Source organism: Herbiconiux liukaitaii (assembly GCF_041927495.1).
In the GTDB taxonomy this organism is placed as follows: Bacteria; Actinomycetota; Actinomycetes; order Actinomycetales; family Microbacteriaceae; genus Herbiconiux; species Herbiconiux liukaitaii.
In genome coordinates, this window is the sequence record NZ_JBHFHG010000002.1 from 523,533 (window position 1) to 540,087 (window position 16,555).

19 protein-coding genes are annotated in these 16,555 nt (G+C 71.3%); 1 reads left to right on the top strand and 18 read right to left on the bottom strand.

What is annotated here, in order from left to right; translation table 11 throughout:
* Positions 1-161: 161 nt before the first annotated feature.
* From trpA to vapB, 12 genes are read right to left on the bottom strand one after another with little or no spacing between them, the layout of a single operon-like run.
* Positions 162-989 carry a tryptophan synthase subunit alpha gene (gene trpA / locus ACEXQC_RS03000; RefSeq protein WP_374818204.1) on the bottom strand — a complete coding sequence of 276 codons (828 nt, stop codon included), beginning with the start codon at positions 987-989 and terminating at the stop codon, positions 162-164.
* A complete protein-coding gene (trpB, locus tag ACEXQC_RS03005; protein WP_374818206.1) occupies positions 986-2,299 on the bottom strand; it encodes a tryptophan synthase subunit beta in 1,314 nt (437 codons plus the stop codon). Before trpB ends, trpA begins: the two co-directional genes overlap by 4 nt.
* Positions 2,296-3,069 carry an indole-3-glycerol phosphate synthase TrpC gene (gene trpC, locus ACEXQC_RS03010; RefSeq protein ID WP_374818208.1) on the bottom strand — a complete coding sequence of 258 codons (774 nt, stop codon included), beginning with the start codon at positions 3,067-3,069 and terminating at the stop codon, positions 2,296-2,298. Before trpC ends, trpB begins: the two co-directional genes overlap by 4 nt.
* A 5-nt stretch (positions 3,070-3,074) precedes the next feature.
* Positions 3,075-3,305, bottom strand: coding sequence for a DUF6704 family protein (locus ACEXQC_RS03015; RefSeq protein WP_374818210.1), 231 nt, complete (start codon positions 3,303-3,305; stop codon positions 3,075-3,077).
* Positions 3,302-4,078, bottom strand: a complete 777-nt coding sequence (locus tag ACEXQC_RS03020) for a Trp biosynthesis-associated membrane protein (protein WP_374818212.1) — start codon at positions 4,076-4,078, stop codon at positions 3,302-3,304. Before ACEXQC_RS03020 ends, ACEXQC_RS03015 begins: the two co-directional genes overlap by 4 nt.
* Entirely contained in the window at positions 4,078-5,610 is a 1,533-nt protein-coding gene (locus tag ACEXQC_RS03025; protein ID WP_374818215.1) for an anthranilate synthase component I, read from the bottom strand. Before ACEXQC_RS03025 ends, ACEXQC_RS03020 begins: the two co-directional genes overlap by 1 nt.
* Complete coding sequence (gene hisI / locus ACEXQC_RS03030; RefSeq protein WP_374818217.1) at positions 5,607-5,972, bottom strand: phosphoribosyl-AMP cyclohydrolase; 366 nt, start codon at positions 5,970-5,972, stop codon at positions 5,607-5,609. Before hisI ends, ACEXQC_RS03025 begins: the two co-directional genes overlap by 4 nt.
* The gene (gene hisF / locus ACEXQC_RS03035) at positions 5,969-6,739 is read right to left on the bottom strand and encodes an imidazole glycerol phosphate synthase subunit HisF (RefSeq protein ID WP_374818219.1); all 771 of its coding nucleotides are present in this window, start codon (positions 6,737-6,739) and stop codon (positions 5,969-5,971) included. Before hisF ends, hisI begins: the two co-directional genes overlap by 4 nt.
* Positions 6,739-7,581 carry an ATP phosphoribosyltransferase gene (gene hisG / locus ACEXQC_RS03040; RefSeq protein WP_374818220.1) on the bottom strand — a complete coding sequence of 281 codons (843 nt, stop codon included), beginning with the start codon at positions 7,579-7,581 and terminating at the stop codon, positions 6,739-6,741. The genes hisF and hisG overlap by 1 nt, the downstream gene beginning before the upstream one ends.
* A 50-nt stretch (positions 7,582-7,631) precedes the next feature.
* Positions 7,632-7,895, bottom strand: a complete 264-nt coding sequence (locus ACEXQC_RS03045; RefSeq protein ID WP_374818223.1) for a phosphoribosyl-ATP diphosphatase — start codon at positions 7,893-7,895, stop codon at positions 7,632-7,634.
* Between the two features lie 12 nt (positions 7,896-7,907).
* A complete protein-coding gene (locus tag ACEXQC_RS03050; RefSeq protein ID WP_374818225.1) occupies positions 7,908-8,354 on the bottom strand; it encodes a PIN domain nuclease in 447 nt (148 codons plus the stop codon).
* Positions 8,351-8,572, bottom strand: a complete 222-nt coding sequence (gene vapB, locus ACEXQC_RS03055; protein WP_374818228.1) for a type II toxin-antitoxin system VapB family antitoxin — start codon at positions 8,570-8,572, stop codon at positions 8,351-8,353. Before vapB ends, ACEXQC_RS03050 begins: the two co-directional genes overlap by 4 nt.
* 158 nt (positions 8,573-8,730) lie before the next feature.
* Between vapB and ACEXQC_RS03060 the strand changes: the two genes are divergently transcribed.
* Positions 8,731-9,189, top strand: a complete 459-nt coding sequence (locus tag ACEXQC_RS03060) for a hypothetical protein (RefSeq protein ID WP_374818230.1) — start codon at positions 8,731-8,733, stop codon at positions 9,187-9,189.
* Between the two features lie 43 nt (positions 9,190-9,232).
* On the opposite strand, the gene ACEXQC_RS03065 is transcribed toward ACEXQC_RS03060, so the two are convergent.
* The 6 genes from ACEXQC_RS03065 to rpoZ are packed head-to-tail and all read right to left on the bottom strand — an operon-like array spanning position 9,233 to position 16,552.
* On the bottom strand, positions 9,233-10,807 hold the full coding sequence (locus ACEXQC_RS03065) for an RsmB/NOP family class I SAM-dependent RNA methyltransferase (RefSeq protein WP_374818232.1): 1,575 nt from the start codon (positions 10,805-10,807) through the stop codon (positions 9,233-9,235).
* Positions 10,804-11,733, bottom strand: a complete 930-nt coding sequence (fmt, locus tag ACEXQC_RS03070; protein ID WP_374818234.1) for a methionyl-tRNA formyltransferase — start codon at positions 11,731-11,733, stop codon at positions 10,804-10,806. The genes ACEXQC_RS03065 and fmt overlap by 4 nt, the downstream gene beginning before the upstream one ends.
* Complete coding sequence (locus ACEXQC_RS03075; RefSeq protein WP_374818236.1) at positions 11,730-13,814, bottom strand: primosomal protein N' family DNA-binding protein; 2,085 nt, start codon at positions 13,812-13,814, stop codon at positions 11,730-11,732. Before ACEXQC_RS03075 ends, fmt begins: the two co-directional genes overlap by 4 nt.
* Positions 13,815-13,816: 2 nt before the next feature.
* Positions 13,817-15,025: a methionine adenosyltransferase gene (gene metK / locus ACEXQC_RS03080; protein WP_374818239.1), complete on the bottom strand. Its 1,209-nt coding sequence runs from the start codon at positions 15,023-15,025 to the stop codon at positions 13,817-13,819.
* Positions 15,022-16,230 (bottom strand): bifunctional phosphopantothenoylcysteine decarboxylase/phosphopantothenate--cysteine ligase CoaBC, encoded by a 1,209-nt coding sequence (gene coaBC / locus ACEXQC_RS03085; RefSeq protein ID WP_374818241.1) that lies wholly within the window; start codon positions 16,228-16,230, stop codon positions 15,022-15,024. Before coaBC ends, metK begins: the two co-directional genes overlap by 4 nt.
* A 55-nt stretch (positions 16,231-16,285) precedes the next feature.
* A complete protein-coding gene (rpoZ, locus tag ACEXQC_RS03090) occupies positions 16,286-16,552 on the bottom strand; it encodes a DNA-directed RNA polymerase subunit omega (protein ID WP_374818243.1) in 267 nt (88 codons plus the stop codon).
* Positions 16,553-16,555 lie beyond the last annotated feature (3 nt).

The window sequence follows — 16,555 nt, forward strand, 5'->3', positions numbered from 1 at the left end:
TCCTCTACGTGATTCTTAGGGAACTGGGACGACGATGGCCCATTGATGTCAAGGATGCCTGCGGGAGATCTGCGCGGGCTGAGGATCGCTCCGAATTCACTTGTGGCGCTCGGGTCGATCGATCCTACCTCAGCGGTGGCTGCTCGCCCTCATGCGGGGCTTCAGCGGGAGGTGCCCGCCGAGAGAGCCGCGGCCAGTCGCGCGACGGCGGGTACTCCCCCGTCGGCGAGGGCCTTCACGAGAGCGGAGCCCACGATGGCGCCGTCGGCGTAGGCGAGGATCTCGGCGATCTGCTCGGCCGTCGAGATCCCGATGCCCACGGCGAGGCTCTCGGCACCCTGCTCGCGGAGCCGGGTGACGAGCGTGCGGGCCGCTTTGTCGAGATCGGCGCGGGCGCCGGTGATGCCCATGGTCGAGACGGTGTAGACGAAGCCGCGGCTCGCCTCGACCGCGAGCTTGAGCCGCTCGTCGGTGGAGGTGGGTGCGGCGAGGAAGACCCGGTCGAGCCCCGTGCGGTCGCTCGTGGCGAGCCACTCGGCACCCGAGTCGACCGTGAGGTCTGGCGTGATGAGACCGGCGCCACCCGCGGAGACGAGGTCGTCGGCGAAGCGGTCGATGCCGTACTGCAGCACGGGGTTCCAGTACGTCATGACGAGCACCGGGGCATCGACGCGCGCACGGATGCGCTCGACGGCGGTGAAGGCGTGGTGCAGTCGCGTGCCCTGCGCGAGGGCCTGCACGGTGGCGGCCTGGATGACCGGGCCGTCCATGACCGGGTCGGAGTAGGGCAGGCCGAGCTCGAGCACGTCGACGCCGTTCTCCACGAGGGCCACCGCCGCATCGATGCTCGCGTCGAGCGTGGGGAACCCCACGGGGAGGTAGCCCACGAGGGCGCCCGCCCGGTCGGCGTTGGCCCGCGCGATGGTGGTGCCGACGGGGCTCACAGGAGCGACCGGCGCCGAGGACGTCGTGGTGGTCTCGGTGGTCATACCTTGGCGTTCCCCTGCTCGTCGAGCACGTCGAAGTACCGGCCTGCGGTCTCCACGTCTTTGTCACCGCGCCCGGAGAGAGACACCAGGATGGTGGCGTCGGGGCCGAGCTCGCGGCCGAGGGCGAGGGTGCCCGCGAGGGCGTGCGCCGATTCGATGGCCGGGATGATGCCCTCGGTCGTGCAGAGCAGTCGGAACGCGGCCATGGCCTCGTCGTCGGTGATGGGGAGGTAGGTGGCGCGCCCGATCGACGAGAGCCACGCGTGCTCAGGGCCGACGCCCGGGTAGTCGAGACCGGCCGAGATGGAGTGCGAGTCGAGGGTCTGGCCGTCCTCGTCCTGCAGCATGAAGCTGCGCGATCCGTGCAGCACACCGGGGCGGCCCTTGGTGATGGTGGCGGAGTGCTCGAGGGTGTCGATGCCGCGGCCTGCGGCCTCGTAGCCGAAGAGCTTCACGTCGGGGTCGTCGAGGAAGGCGTGGAAGATGCCGATGGCGTTGGAGCCACCGCCGACGCACGCGGTGACGGCATCCGGGAGCGCCCCGGTGAGGTCGAGCACCTGCTGGCGCGCCTCCTCGCCGATGATCTTCACGAAGTCGCGCACCATGGCCGGGAACGGGTGGGGGCCCGCCACCGTGCCGAGCAGGTAGTGGGTGGTCTCCACGTTGGCCACCCAGTCGCGGAACGCCTCGTTGAGGGCGTCCTTGAGGGTGCGCGTGCCGCTCGAGACGGGGATGACCTCGGCGCCGAGCAGGCGCATGCGGGCCACGTTGAGGGCCTGCCGCTCGGTGTCGACCTCGCCCATGTAGACGACGCACTCCATGCCGAAGAGGGCAGCGGCGGTGGCGGTGGCCACACCGTGCTGGCCGGCACCGGTCTCGGCGATGAGTCGGCGCTTGCCGATCCGCTTGGCGAGCAGGGCCTGGCCGAGCACGTTGTTGATCTTGTGCGAGCCCGTGTGGTTGAGGTCTTCGCGCTTGAGGATGATGCGGGCACCGCCGGCGTGGCGGGCGAAGCGGGGCACCTCGGTGAGGATGGACGGCCGGCCGGTGTAGGTGCGGCCGAGCTCGGAGAGCTCGCGGGCGAACTCCGGATCGTTCTTGGCGACCTGGTAGGCGGCGTCGAGCTCGTCGAGGGCCGCGATGAGCGACTCGGGCATGAAGCGGCCGCCGAACTCGCCGAAGAACGGGCCGGCCTGGGCGCGCAGCGACTCCGCGGGGGCGTCGGCGGCGAGCACAGGTGCGTCGGAGGGGAGGTCGGCGACGGTCTCGAACGTGTCCGTGATGTCGGTGGTGTCTGTGGTGTCGGTCATATGGAGAGGAACTCCTTCAGTGTCGTCACCGGGTCGCCGTGCGTGACGAGGGCTTCGCCCACGAGCACGACGTCGGCACCTGCGGCGCGGTAGTGCGCCACATCGGCTGCGTTCTTGACGGCGGATTCGGCCACCTTGACGGTGCCGTGCGGAATGCGGTCGGCCAGGCGGCCGAAGAGGTCGGAGTCGAGCTCGAACGTGCTGAGGTCTCGGGCGTTGACGCCGATGAGCTCCGCCCCGAGATCGACGGCACGGGAGACCTCGACGGCGTCGTGGGTCTCCACCAGCGGGGTCATGCCGAGCGAGCGGATGAAGCCGTGCAGGCGCTCGAGGGTCGGCTGGTCGAGCGCGGCCACGATGAGCAGCACGAGGTCGGCTCCCGAGGCGCGGGCCTCGAGCACCTGGTACTCCTCGGCGATGAAGTCCTTGCGGAGCACGGGCACGTCGACGCGTGCGCGCACGGCCTCGAGGTCGGCCAGGGTGCCCTTGAACTTGCGGCCCTCGGTGAGCACGCTGATGGCGGAGGCCCCGCCCTCGGCGTAGCTCGCAGCGAGCTCGGCCGGGTCGGGGATCTCGGCGAGGGCGCCGCGGGACGGGCTAGCGCGCTTGACCTCGGCGATGATCTTCACGCGGTCGGCGGGCGCGAGCAGAGCGAGGGCGTCGAGCGCCGGGGTCTGCTCGAGGGCGGCCTTCTCCACGTCGGCGAGGCTCCGGAGAGCGCGTCGCGCGGTCGCATCCTCGAGCGCTCCGGCTACGAGATCGGCGAGCACTGGGGTCAGTGCTCCTTCGCGAGCGTCTTCGTGCCGTTCACGCCGTAACCGGCCCGAGAGAGGATGAAGCCGAGCACGAAACCGAAGAGGGTGAGGCCGGCAGCGGCCCAGACGACCCACTCGATGGCGAAGAAGAAGGCTACGGTGCCGATCGCGATGCCGACGAGCGACACGATCACGCCTACCCAGGCAGCGAGGGAGTGGCCCTCGCCCATTTCGTCCTCTTCGTGGCTCATCGATCTCTTCCTGTCCTGTGGTCGTCGTTCGAGGTCAAGTCTACCGGGGTGTTCGGCCGTGCCGGGCCAGCGGTGGGGTCTGCGCCGCGGGTGAGGTCGTCCCAGTTGTCGACGGCCGCGTCGCGGGCGCGGGCGCCCTTGTCGACGTCGGCCGCCGTCTGGTCGTCGGTGCCGGTGAACGAGTCATTGTCATCGTCCGCGTCCGCGTCGAAGAAGTCGGTCAGGTCGCCGCTCTGCCGACCGTCCGCGCTCTCGAAGGTCGCGGTCCGGTACTTGCGGCCGGCATCCGGCCAACGGCGCACGGTGGCGATCACGACGAGGCCGACGAGCACCATGAGGGCACCGAGCACGATCGTGACGACGGGCCAGGGGGTCGAGTCACCCGCCTCCACGAGGGAGCGCACCGACGAGGTGCCCGCCACCCCGGTGGTCGTGGTGACGACGGCGGCGCCCGCACCCACCGGATCGGTGAGCGCGCCGATGCCCGACCAGAGCACGCTCGCACCGAGCAGCACCTCGAGGGCGCCCAGCACGATGCGCACGAGGGGACCGGCGATCGCGAGCGCACCCGCGAGGGCGAGGCCCGCGAGGGCGAGGGCGGAGAGTGCGGGGGCGGCGACCGAGCCGGGCACGTCGAGCACACGCTCGGAGGTCGTGTCGGCCGCCAGCAGCACGAGGGTGCCCCACGACTGCGACCAGGCCAGGAACGCGAACGCCGAGAGCAGCAGCACCGCGAGGATGCTGAGCAGCTTGAGGCGGCGGCCGTCGGCCATCAGCGCACCCGCGTCATGGCGTTGGCGACGGCGACGGCCCTGAGAGGCGCGGCCGCCTTGTTCTGCGACTCCTCGAACTCGCTCGCGGGGTCGGAGTCGGCCACGAGACCGCCGCCGGCCTGCACCCGGGCGATGCCGTCGCGGATGGTGGCGGTGCGGATGGCGATGGCGAGGTCGGCGTCGCCGCCGAAGCCGAAGTACCCCACCACTCCCCCGTACACGCCGCGCTGCGCAGGCTCCAGCTCGTCGATGATCTCGAGCGCGCGCGGCTTGGGTGCCCCGGACAGCGTGCCGGCCGGGAAGGTGGCGCGGAAGACGTCGATCGCGTCGACGCCGTCGCGCAGCAGCCCCTCGACCGACGAGACGATGTGCATGATGTGGCTGAACCGCTCCACCCGCATGAACTCCGTCACCTCCACCGAATCCGCCTCGCAGACCTTCAGCAGGTCGTTGCGGGCGAGATCGACGAGCATGAGGTGCTCCGCCTTCTCCTTCTGGTCGCCCAGCAGCTCGTGCTCGAGCTCGAGATCGTGCTGCGGGGTGGTGCCTCGGGGCTTGGAGCCCGCGATCGGATGCGTGTGGGCCCGGCCCTTCTCGACCTTCACGAGCGCCTCGGGGCTCGATCCGACGATCTGGTAGGGCGTGCCGTCGGTGTCGACGAGCGTGAGCAGGTACATGTACGGGCTCGGGTTGAGGGTGCGGAGAACCCGGTAGACGTCGAGCGGATGCGCGATGCTCTCGAGCTCGAAGCGCTGCGAGATGACCACCTGGAAGATGTCGCCTTCGCGGATGTGCTCCTTGGCCACCTCGATGGCGGCGAGGAAGTCGGCTCGCTCGGTGCGCGCATCCGGAACCGTCGCGAGGCCGAAGTCGGCGGTCGCCAGCCACGCCTCGGAGGGGGCGGCGAGAGCGGACTGCAGGCGGTCGAGGCTCGCCTGGGCGCCCTCCCACAGCAGATCGGCCGGCTCGTCGCCGTCGGCGAGCACGTTGACGACGAGCTGCACCGTGCCGTAGCTGTGGTCGACCACGACGACCTCGGAGGCGAACGAGAGACCCTGGCTCGGCACGCGGTAGTCGGCGGGAGGGCGGTTCGGCAGGCGCTCGAGCTGGCGCACCGACTCCCAGCCGATGAACCCCACGAGCCCGCCGGTGAGGGGCGGATGCGTGGGCACGGTGGGGGTGCGCCACTGGTCGTAGAGCGCGCTCACGGCGTCGAGTGGACCCTCGGGCAGGCCCGCGGGGAAGGCGCGGTCGGCGGGGAGGCCGAGGTCGAGCCAGTGCGCGCGATCCCCTTCTTCGGTGAGCAGGCCGAAGCTCGAGACGCCGATGAAGGAGAAGCGCGACCAGATGCCGCCCTGCTCCGCGGATTCGAGGAGGAACGTGCCCGGCCTGCCGTCGGCGAGCTTGCGGTAGATGCCGAGGGGTGTCTCGCCGTCGGCGAAGAGCTCGCGGATGACCGGGATGACGCGGTGGCCCTCGCGCAGTCGGTCGAACTCGGCGCGCGTGGTGGAGGCCGTCGACGTGGAGGTCATGGCAGCACCGTGGGCTCGAGCGGGTCGACGTCGAAGCAGCGGCGGGCGCCCGTGTGGCAGGCCACACCGATCTGGTCGACCTGCACGAGCAGGGTGTCGGCGTCGCAGTCGAGGGCTGCGCCCTTCACGAACTGGGCGTGGCCGGACGTGTCGCCCTTCCGCCAGTACTCCTGGCGTGAGCGCGACCAGAAGGTCACCCTGCCCTCGGTGAGGGTGCGGCGGAGGGCCTCCTCGTCCATGTAGCCGAGCATGAGCACCTCCTTGGTGTCCCACTGCTGGATGATGGCGGGCAGGAGGCCCTTGTCGTCGAAGGCGGCGCGCTCGAGCACGGCGTCGATGTCTGGTGCAGCGGGCTCGGTCATCGAACGACCACCCCTTCCCGTCTCAGTTCGTCCTTCACGTCGCCGACCGTCATCTCACGGCGGTGGAACACGCTCGCGGCCAGCACGGCGTCGGCACCCGCGCGCACGGCGGCGGCGAAGTGCTCGACCCGGCCGGCGCCGCCCGAGGCGATCACGGGCACGCTGCTGGCCTCGCGCATGAGCGCGACCAGCTCGAGGTCGAAGCCGTCTTTCGTGCCATCGGCGTCGATCGAGTTGACGAGCAGCTCGCCCGCTCCCCGCTCCACGGCCTCGCGGGCCCACTCGAGGGCGTCGAGCTCCGTCTCGCGGCGGCCGCCGTGGGTCGTGACGACGAAGCCCGAGCTCGTGCGGCCGGGTTCGCTCGTGCGCTTGACGTCGAGCGAGAGCACGAGCACCTGGGCGCCGAAGCGGTCGGCGATGTCGCCCACGAGCTCGGGCCGGGCGATAGCAGCGCTGTTGACGCCCACCTTGTCGGCTCCGTGGGCGAGCAGCCTGGCCACGTCCTCGGCGGAACGCACGCCGCCGCCGACCGTGAGCGGGATGAAGACCTGCTCGGCGGTCTGGCGCACGACCTCGTACATCGTGTCGCGCGCATCCACCGTGGCGGTGACGTCGAGGAAGGTGATCTCGTCGGCGCCCTGCTCGGAGTACAGCCGGGCGAGCTCAACCGGGTCACCGGCGTCTTGGAGGTTCTGGAAGTTCACGCCCTTCACCACGCGGCCCGCGGCCACGTCGAGGCAGGGGATGACGCGCACGGCGAGGGGCATCAGATCCTCGCGGCGTGGATCGGGCTGACCAGGATCGCCCTGGCACCCACCTCGTAGAGCGCGTCCATGACCTGGTTGGTGTCGCGGCGCGGCACCATCGAGCGCACGGCCACCCACTCCGGGTCGTGCAGCGGGGAGATGGTGGGGCTCTCGATGCCGGGGGTGAGCGCGCAGGCCTCGTCGAGGTGGGTGACGGGCACGTCGTAGTCCATGAGCACGTACTGCCGGGCGACGAGCACACCCTGGAGGCGGCGGAGCAGCGTGGAGGCACCCGGGTGCTCGGTGCCCGAGGAGATGAGCACGGCGGTCGACTCGAGGATGACGGGGCCGAAGATCTCGAGGCCGGCCGCACGCAGGGTGGAGCCCGTGCTCACGACGTCGGCGACGGCATCCGCCACACCGAGGCGCACAGCCGACTCGACGGCGCCGTCGAGTGTGACGAGGGTCGTGGTGATGCCGCGGGCCTTGAGGAAGTCGCCGACCAGGCCGGGGTAGCTCGTGGCCACCCTCGCCCCCTGCAGGCTCTCTATCTCGAGCGGGCTGCCGACGGGGCGGGCGAAGCGGAAGGTGGAGTCGCCGAAGTCGAGGGGCGCGGTCTCGGCGGCGGTGGAGCCGGAGTCGAGCAGCAGGTCACGGCCGGTGATGCCGATGTCGAGGGCGCCCGAGCCCACGTAGGTGGCGATGTCGCGCGGGCGCAGGTAGAAGAACTCGACGTCGTTGCGGGGGTCGAGCACGATCAGTTCGCGCGAGCCCTCGCGTCGGCCCTGGTAGCCGGCCTCGGAGAGCATCTGCGCGGCGGTTTCGGAGAGGGAGCCCTTGTTGGGCACCGCGATCTTGAGCATGGGGGTCTTTCGTGAGAGGAGGACGTTCGGGGTTCTGCGGGTGCTCGTCGTCACAGATGTCGGTAGACGTCGGCGGGGGTGAGACCCTTCGCCAGCATCAGCACCTGGAGGTGGTAGAGCAGCTGCGAGATCTCCTCGGCCGTGTTCTCGTCGGTCTCGTACTCGGCGGCCATCCACACCTCGGCGGCCTCCTCGACGATCTTCTTGCCGATGAAGTGCACCCCCGCATCGAGCTCGCGCACGGTGCCGGAACCCTCCGGGCGCTCGGCGGCCTTGGCGGAGAGCTCGAGGAACAGCTCGTCGAAAGTCTTCACCCCCCAAGGCTACTAGTCACCCGCCCCCACCCCGTCCACCGTCTCGGGGCGCTCCACCGTCTCGAGGCGCTCCACCGCCTGGCCGGTGACCCGGGCGATCAGCTCGAAGTCCTTGTCGACGTGCAGCACCACGAGCCCGTGCGCCTCGGCCGTCGCGGCGAGGAGGATGTCGGCGATCGAGGGGGCGCGGTGCATGCCGCGCTCGGCGAGCAGGCGCTGCACCTGCACGGCACGCTCCTCGATCGCGGGCGTGGAGTGCTCGATCAGCAGGGCGGAGACGGGTGGGGTGGAGAGGGTCTCCTGGAGTTCGTCTGCCGATCGCGCCGAGTAGCCCAGTTCGAGCCTTGTCACGGAGCAGATCCGCACCAGCCCGCGTTCGATGCGGTCTGCCCAGGCCGTGGGATCTCGGCTGACGCCGAGCCTCGCGAGTGCCGACTTGTCGATGAGCCACGCCGTCACCGCCAGGCGTCTTCCATGAGCTGCTCGTCGAGGAGTCCTGCGAACCTCGCCGTGGAGGCGAGTATGTCGGCGGCCTCGACTGTCTGATGGGATCTCGAGGCCTCGCGCACCAGCTGCCGGCGGATGAACTCGACACGCGAGAGGCCGAGTCTCCCCGCCTGCAGATCGATCTCGGCCACCACGCTCTCGGGCACGTCTCGGATGAGGATGTCGGTCATGAGGATTCCTTCCGCGGTCGGTATCGGACGATATCACAGCCCATGCGGAGATGGTGAGGAGATCGGCGACTCCTGCACAAGGCATGGTGGGAGGTCGGTCCTCCACAGATCTCGGGCGGCGGTGCGGTGAGTGGCGGGGTGGGGTGGAGGGTCGTGGCATGACTCAGACATCAGCTCAGACGAAGCACCAGGTTCCAGGCCGAGACCTTGCGGAGGCGGAGGCGGCGGAGACGGATCTGTCGGTGCCCATCGCGAGCACGGCCCAGTTGGCGAGAGCGGTGGGCGACCTCGTGGGGGCGGCGATCCGCGATCAGGTGTTGCTCATGTTCCTCGATGCGCGGCAGCGGGTGATGCCGCTGCTGCTGCCCGCCGAGGGCTTCCGGCTCGGCGACCCGCTCGATGACGGCGAGGTGCGCACCCTGGCGGAGCTCGCCGGCGAGGTGAGCGGCACGATCGATGCGAAGGGGGTCGTGGTGGTGTGGGAGAGGATCGGGGGCCGCCGTCTCACAGTGGGCGAGCGGGGCGTCGTGGATCGCCTGGCCGCGCACTTCCCCCGCGGAGCCGTCGCCCTCAGGGCGCAGTACCTCTGCCACTCACTGGGCGTGGTGACGCTGTGAGGCCGCTACCACGGGCGGGGGTGCCGCCGTCGTGAGAGGGGTGTCAGGCGGGGAGCTTGCGGAAGAGGGCTATGAACATCGCGTCGGTGGAGTTGCGGTGCGGCCAGAGCTGGGCGGCGGGGTCGGGGGCGCCGAGCTCGATCGCGTCGTGGGTGATCTCGCGCAGCACGGCCTGGGCGTCGAGCTGCTCCACGGCCTCCGGCCAGCGTCGCAGGATCCCCTGCACCTGCCCCCTGGTCTCACCGACATGCGGAGAGCACGTGACGTAGGCGAGCACTCCCCCTGGCTTGAGGGCCGCGATGGCGGAGTCGACGAGCCGCTGCTGCAGCGACGCGAGATCGGCGACATCGCTCGGCGCCTTGCGCCAGCGCGCCTCGGGCCGCCGACGGAGCGCTCCGAGTCCGGTGCACGGGGCGTCGACCAGGATGCGGTCGAAGGACGCGGGGTCGTCGTCGCCCACGGTCGTGCCGTCGCGCTCCCAGACCACCGGCGGTTCGGGGAGGGCGGCCACGGCGCGACGCACCAGGCCGGCGCGAGCGGGCACGGGCTCGTTCGCCACGACCGTTGCACCGCCGAGGCGCGCTTCGGCGGCGAGCAGCGCCGTCTTGCCGCCAGGGCCGGCGCACAGGTCGAGCCAGCGCTCGCCCTCCACGATCGGCAGGGCGCGGCTGAGGGCGAGGGCGGCCAACTGGGAGCCCTCGTCCTGCACGCGGGCCGTGCCGTCGTGCACGGCGGGGATGCTCGTGGGGTCACCGCTCGGTGCGAGCAGGCCGACCGGCGAGAGCGGGGAGGGCACGGTGCCGTCGCCGACGTCGTCGCGGTCCACGAGCCCCGGGAGCGCCGTGAGGCTGAGCTGGGCGGGGGTGTTGTCGGCCTCGAGCAGCTCGTCGAGCTGGAACGGCACCTCCTCGGCGGGCACACCGTCGGCGAGGAGCGAGCGGCGGAACGCGCGGATGATCCACGCAGGGTGGGAGGAGGCGGCGGCCAGTCGATCGTCGTCGTCCACGGCGGCCTCCATCACCCGGTCGAGCCACTCGGTGGCCGGGGTGCGGGTGATGGCGCGGAGCACGCCGTTGACGAAGCCGGTCGCCGAGCGGGAGGCCACCTGGCGGGCGAGCTCGACCGACTCGTTCACGGCGGCGTGCGTGGCCACGCGCATCGAGAGCAGCTGGTGGCAGCCGAGCTCGAGCACGTCGAGCACGCTGCCGTCGATCTCGGCCACGGGCCGGCCGGAGGCGAGCTCGATCACGCGGTCGTAGTAGCCGCGGAGGCGGAGGGTGCCGTAAGTGAGCTCGGTGGCGAGACCGGCATCGGCGGTGTCGAGGCCCGCCGCCGCGATCTTGGAGGGCAGCAGGAGGTTGGCGTACGCGTCGTCGACCCGCACCGCCGTGATGACCTCGAGGGCGATGCGCCTGGCGGGCTGCACCGGGCTCGGTCGATCCGAGGGGGTGGCGGGCTTGCGCCGATCGAGTCCGCGGCGACGATCGCCGCCCTCGCCGGATCGCCCACCACCGGGTCGGCTCTCGTTCGACCGCCCACTGTTCGCGCGGCTCTCGTTCGACCGCCCGCCGTTCGCGCGGCCGGGGGTGTCGTGGGGGCCTCGGTTGTGGGGGCTCATCGTGCGGTCATCCTCTCGACTCCTGAGCCGCGCCACCAGTCGGCGGCCGGCATCGGCTTCTTGCCTGCGGGGTGCACTCGCAGCAGTTCCAGCGGGTCGGTGGCGGTTCCCACGAGCACCCGCCGCCCCGCGGCGACGACCTCGCCGGGAGCGGGTCTCCGCTCATCCCGGGCGGGAACGGCGTCGAGCACCTTGACGCGCACTCCGTCGAACTCGGCGAAGGCTCCCGGCTCGGGGGTCACCCCGCGGAGCCGCCGGTACACCACGTCGAGCGACTCCCCGAAGTCGAGATGCGCATCCTCGAGCATGAGCTTGGGAGCGAGCGTGACCTCGCCGGTCTCGACGGAGCCGCTCTGCTCCACAGCCGTGAGCGAGCCGTCGGCGATACCGGCGACCGTCTGCACGAGCTGCGAGGCTCCCGACTCGGCGAGGCGGGAGAGCAGGTTGCCCGCCGTCTCGTTGCCGCCGATGGGGGTGCGGGTCATGCTCCAGACGGCCCCCGCATCGAGATCGGGCACGAGCTGGAACACCGTCGCCCCCGACTCGGCGTCACCGGCGATGATCGAGCGCTGCACGGGTGCGGCACCGCGCCAGCGCGGCAGCAGGGAGAAGTGCAGGTTGATCCAGCCGAGCCGGGGCGTGGAGAGCAGAGGCTCGCGCACGAGACCTCCGTAGGCCACGATCACGCCGAGATCGGCGGACAGGGCGGCGACCGCCGCGGTCACCTCGTCGTCGAGCCGATTGGCCTTGATGACGGGGAGATCGAGCGAGGTGGCCGCATCGGCGACGGGCGACGGCGTGAGCACGCGCTTGCGACCGAGCGGGGCGTCGACCCGCGTGATGACGGCGGCCACGTCATGAACGGCGGCCAGCGCCTGAAGGCTCGGCACCGCCACGGCGGGGGTGCCCGCGAACACGAGTCTCATTCCATGATCTCCGAATCGTCGAGCCTCACGCGGAGCGTCGGCGGTGGCGGGCGGTAGCCGCCTGTGCGGCCACCGGCCTTCGAGCGGCGGGTGGTGGCGTTCTTGACCACGAGAGCGCGGAGGTGGCGAGCGACGGAACCACCGATCGCGTAGTCGAACCGCACGATCGCCCGCACGGTCCCCTCCTCCTCCGGCACCGGGCCGAGGGTATCCATCTTCGCCCATTCCTCCTCCGTGAGGAGTGCACGCAGCTCGGCGAGGCACGTGGCGACCTCGTCGACGGTGCCCGTGACGGTCGCGAGACGCACGGCGGGAGGGAAGCGCAGTGCGCGCCGGTCGGCGAGCTCGGAGGCGGTGACGTGCTCCTGCTGCCAGGTGGCGAGGCTGCGGGCGAGGTCTCCCCCGACCCCCACGAGAACGCTCGTGGCCCTGGGCGCCGAGAGCGCGATGGCATTGGACCACCAGCGCAGGCAGTCCTCGGCGACCCGCAGCGACTCCCTGGCCAGCATGCGCGGCCCGTCGAGCAGCAGCACCGCCCGGTAGCCACCGGTGGCGCGCGGCTCGGCACCCCTCGTGGCCACCACGAGCGCCGGCCGGGAGTCGACGGTCAGCACGGGGTGCTCGCCGTCCGACACGATCACGCGTGTGCCGGGGAACGCTCGTCCCAGCTCATCGGCCGTGCGACCGGCACCGATGGTGGAGAAGCGGAACGTGGTGCCGTGGCAGTGCGAGCACGACCAGTTGGCCGCGATCGCCCCGCACAGGCTGCACGAGGGCCGCTCGCGCGCTCCCGCCACGCGCAGGGGCCCGCCGCAGACGGTGCAGGATGCCGGAGCCCGGCACGTGGTGCAGGCCAGCACGGGGGCGTACCCCGGGCGCGCCACCTGCACGAGCACGGGCCCCTGCTCGAGCCCCTTGCGCGCGACCGCCCACGCGGCCGAGGGGATGCGGGCGGCGTTCTGCGGTGCGTCGGCGTCGTCCTGCTCGGCCGTGGGCACCACCCGCGGGAGGTAGCGCGGCGTGGGCGCCACCTGGTGCAGGAACCCGAGCTCCACGAGCCGCTCCACCTCGGTGCTCCGGGAGTGCGAGACGAAGGCGAGCCGTGCACCCGACTGCTCCTGGCGCACGAGGGCGGCGTCACGCACGTGCACGTAGGGGGCGAGCGGCTCGCTCTGCAGGGAGTCGCCGTCGTCCCACACCACGATCTGGCCGAGCCGCGAGACGGGGGCGTAGATGCTCGAGCGGTTGCCGACCACCACGTGCGGTCGGCCGTCGAGGGCCGTGAGGAAGTGGGCGTAGCGATCCGGGCGCGCCTGGCGGGCGTCGAGACGCACCACCTCGACCACGCCGAGGTGCGCGAGGGCCGCCTCCACCTCCTCCTGGTCGCGGTAGTCGGGCAGCGCCACGATCACCGACTCCCCCGCCGCGTGCACCGCTCTTGCCAGCTCGGCGACCGTGAGGGCCCAGTGACCGACCGTGACCTCCTCCGAGAGCACGGCGACGGTCGCGATGGCGGCGATGGCGCTCCGTGCACCCGGCTCGGCGAGGTGGGCGGCATCTGAGGCGGAGTAGCCCGTGAGCTCGACGGCAGGCGTGGACGCAGCCGACGCGTCGTCCCCCGACACAGCAGCAGCATCGCCAGCATCATCAGCCGCAGCCGCAGCCGCAGCCGCAGCCGCCTGCCGCGCCACGAACGCCTTCTCCACCCGCACGAACCGAGGCGGCACGGCGAGCCGCACGATGTCGCACGCGTTGCCCGCCGCGCGATCGGCCAACCGCCGAGCCAGCGCCCACACCTCGGGTGTGAGCACGGGGACAGCCGACACCACCTCGTCGATCTCGCTCAGAGCACCCTTGTACGAGGCGTGGTCGTCGAGCGCGATGATGAACCCGCGCGCACTCCGCCCCGCAGAGCGCAGCGGCACCTTCACCCGCACACCGGGCTGCGCCACGTCGGCCAGCGCCGGAGGGACCCGGTAGTCGAACAGTCGGTCGAGCTGCGGCAGCGGCGACTCGAGCATCACCCGGGCCACCCGCACCCGCTCGTGAGGCACCAGGGCCTCGGCGAGAGCGGCCGGCACGGCTAGAGGCCTGCGGCGGTGCGGATCTCCTCGACCCGGTCGAGGCGCTCCCAGGTGAATTCGGGCAGCTCCCGGCCGAAGTGGCCGTAGGCGGCCGTCTTGGCGTAGATCGGTCGCAGCAGGTCGAGGTCCTCGATGATGGCGGCGGGCCGGAGGTCGAACACGTCGCGGAGGGCAGCCGTGATGACCTCGTCGGAGACGACGCCGGTGCCGAACGACTCCACGTAGAAGCCCACGGGTGCCGCCTTGCCGATGGCGTAGGCGATCTGCACCTCGAGCCGGGAGGCGAGCCCCGCGGCCACCGCGTTCTTGGCGACCCAGCGCATGGCATAGGCGGCCGAGCGGTCGACCTTCGACGGGTCCTTGCCGCTGAAGGCGCCGCCCCCGTGACGGGACGCGCCGCCGTAGGTGTCGACGATGATCTTGCGGCCCGTGAGCCCGGCGTCGCCCTGCGGCCCGCCGATCTCGAAGACACCGGTGGGGTTGATGAGGATGCGCACACCCGAGTGGTCGAGTTTCAGCCCGCCCTCCTCGGCGGCCTCGAGCACGGGGCGGATGACGACGCGCTCCACGTCGGCCCGCAGCTCGTCGAGCCCGATCTTCGGCGAGTGCTGGGTGGAGAGCACCACCGTGTCGACCGTCTTGGGGACGACGCCGTCGTAGCCGATGGTGACCTGGGTCTTGCCGTCGGGCCGCAGGTAGTCGAGCAGGCCCTCCTTGCGCACGGCGGCTAGACGCTCGGAGAGGCGGTGCGCGAGCCAGATGGGCAGCGGCATGAGCTGCGGCGTCTCGGTGGTGGCGTAGCCGAACATGATGCCCTGGTCGCCCGCACCCTGCCTGTCGATGGCGTCGGTGGAGGTGCCCTCACGGGTCTCGAACGCGTTGTCGACGCCCTGGGCGATGTCGGGCGACTGCCCGCCGATCGACACCGAGACGCCGCACGAGCGGCCGTCGAACCAGACGTCGGAGGAGGTGTAGCCGATGGAGGTGATCTTCTCCCGCACGATGGCGGGGATCTCCACGTAGCCCTTCGTCGTGACCTCTCCGGCCACGTGCACGAGCCCCGTGGTCACGAGCGTCTCGACGGCCACGCGCGAGTGCGGGTCGACCGTGAGGAGCGCGTCGAGGATGCTGTCCGAGATCTGGTCGCAGATCTTGTCGGGGTGGCCCTCGGTGACGGACTCGGAGGTGAAGAGACGAAGAGAGGTCATGGTGCTCCTGTTAGGGCGGCGGCGAACACTCCGAGGATGTCATCAGCCACCGACGTTTTGCTGCCGGATGCCTCCAGCACTATATCGCCGGAGGCGCCGAGCACCGTGACGCTGTTGTGCTCCGTGGCGAACCCCGTGGTCCAGCCCACCGAGTTGAGCACGAGGTAGTCGCAGCCCTTCCTGGCGATCTTCGCCCGACCGAGCTCGACGAGCTCCGCCGGTGTCGTCGCGGTCTCGGCGGCGAAGCCGACGATGAGCCGGCCCGAACGGGGAACGGCCGAGATGGTGGCGAGGATGTCGGGGTTCTGTACGAGCTCGAGGGTGAGCCGCTCCCCCGTGGAGGCCTTCTTGATCTTGCCGTCGGCCACGTCGATCGGCCGGTAGTCGGCCACGGCCGCGGCCATGACGGTGAGGTCGTGCGAGGGCGAGGCCGCCGAGGTGGCGTCGAGCAGCTCCGCCGTGGTCTCGACGCGGATGACCTCGACCCCCGAGGGCGGCTCGATCTCGAGGTGCGCGGCGATGAGGGTGACGGATGCCCCGCGGTCTCTGGCGGCGGCGGCGATCGCCACGCCCTGGCGACCGCTCGAGCGGTTGCCGATGAAGCGCACGGGGTCGAGCGGTTCCCGGGTGCCGCCCGCGGTCACGAGCACGCGCAGCCCCTCGAAGTCCCGACGCCCCGCGGAGGCCGCGACGGCCAGCGCTGCCGCGACGATGTCGTCGGGCTCGGCCATGCGCCCCACCCCGGAGTCCTTGCCGGTGAGCTGCCCGCTCACGGGCCCCACGAGGTGCACGCCGCGCGAGCGCAGCGTCTCGACGTTGGCGGCCGTGGCGGCGTTGTGCCACATCTCGGTGTGCATCGCGGGGGCGATGACCACGGGCGCGGTGCTCGCGAGCACGGTGTTGCCGAGCAGGTCGTCGGCGAGGCCGTGGGCGAGCTTGGCGATGGTGTTCGCGGTGGCGGGCGCGATGACGATGAGGTCTGCGGCCTGGCCGATGGCCACGTGCCGCACCTCGGCGACCGCCTCGTAGAGATCGGTGTTGACCGTGTTGCGGGAGAGCGCCTCGAGCGTGGGGCGACCCACGAAACGCAATGCGTTCTCGGTGGCCACCACGTGCACGTCGTGACCCGCCAGAACGAGACCACGGATGACGTTCACGGCCTTGTAGGCCGCGATGCCACCCGTGATCCCGACGACGACGTTCACGCGCGCTCCCTGGTGATGTGCTGCGGTGTGCTGCGGGATCGCTGAGAAGCGGACGCTACTCGGCGATCGGAGCGGCGGGCTTGACGGTGAGCTTGTCCTCGTTGATCTCGTGCATGGCGACGGAGAGGGGCTTGTCGTCGATGGTGGAGTCGACGAGCGGACCGACGTTGTCGAACAGGCTTCCCTCGTGGAGGTCGGCGTAGTAGTCGTTGATCTGGCGGGCGCGCTTCGACGCGAAGATGACGAGCGCGTACTTCGAGTCGACCTTCGAGAGAAGTTCGTCGATGGGCGGGTCGATGATGCCGAGCTTGTTGGTGGGCATTGT

Excerpts from the sequence above, each read along its gene's own strand:
- trpA (WP_374818204.1), bottom strand. The coding sequence starts at position 989 with ATGACCACCGAGACCACCACGACGTCCTCGGCGCCGGTCGCTCCTGTG.
- ACEXQC_RS03020 (WP_374818212.1), bottom strand. The coding sequence starts at position 4,078 with ATGGCCGACGGCCGCCGCCTCAAGCTGCTCAGCATCCTCGCGGTGCTG.
- ACEXQC_RS03025 (WP_374818215.1), bottom strand. The coding sequence starts at position 5,610 with ATGACCTCCACGTCGACGGCCTCCACCACGCGCGCCGAGTTCGACCGA.
- hisI (WP_374818217.1), bottom strand. The coding sequence starts at position 5,972 with ATGACCGAGCCCGCTGCACCAGACATCGACGCCGTGCTCGAGCGCGCC.
- hisG (WP_374818220.1), bottom strand. The coding sequence starts at position 7,581 with ATGCTCAAGATCGCGGTGCCCAACAAGGGCTCCCTCTCCGAAACCGCC.
- hisF (WP_374818219.1), bottom strand. The coding sequence starts at position 6,739 with ATGCCCCTCGCCGTGCGCGTCATCCCCTGCCTCGACGTGGCCGCGGGC.
- ACEXQC_RS03065 (WP_374818232.1), bottom strand. The coding sequence starts at position 10,807 with ATGAGCCCCCACAACCGAGGCCCCCACGACACCCCCGGCCGCGCGAAC.
- rpoZ (WP_374818243.1), bottom strand. The coding sequence starts at position 16,552 with ATGCCCACCAACAAGCTCGGCATCATCGACCCGCCCATCGACGAACTT.
- ACEXQC_RS03015 (WP_374818210.1), bottom strand. The coding sequence starts at position 3,305 with ATGAGCCACGAAGAGGACGAAATGGGCGAGGGCCACTCCCTCGCTGCC.
- trpB (WP_374818206.1), bottom strand. The coding sequence starts at position 2,299 with ATGACCGACACCACAGACACCACCGACATCACGGACACGTTCGAGACC.
- metK (WP_374818239.1), bottom strand. The coding sequence starts at position 15,025 with ATGACCTCTCTTCGTCTCTTCACCTCCGAGTCCGTCACCGAGGGCCAC.
- fmt (WP_374818234.1), bottom strand. The coding sequence starts at position 11,733 with ATGAGACTCGTGTTCGCGGGCACCCCCGCCGTGGCGGTGCCGAGCCTT.
- ACEXQC_RS03060 (WP_374818230.1), top strand. The coding sequence starts at position 8,731 with ATGACTCAGACATCAGCTCAGACGAAGCACCAGGTTCCAGGCCGAGAC.
- vapB (WP_374818228.1), bottom strand. The coding sequence starts at position 8,572 with ATGACCGACATCCTCATCCGAGACGTGCCCGAGAGCGTGGTGGCCGAG.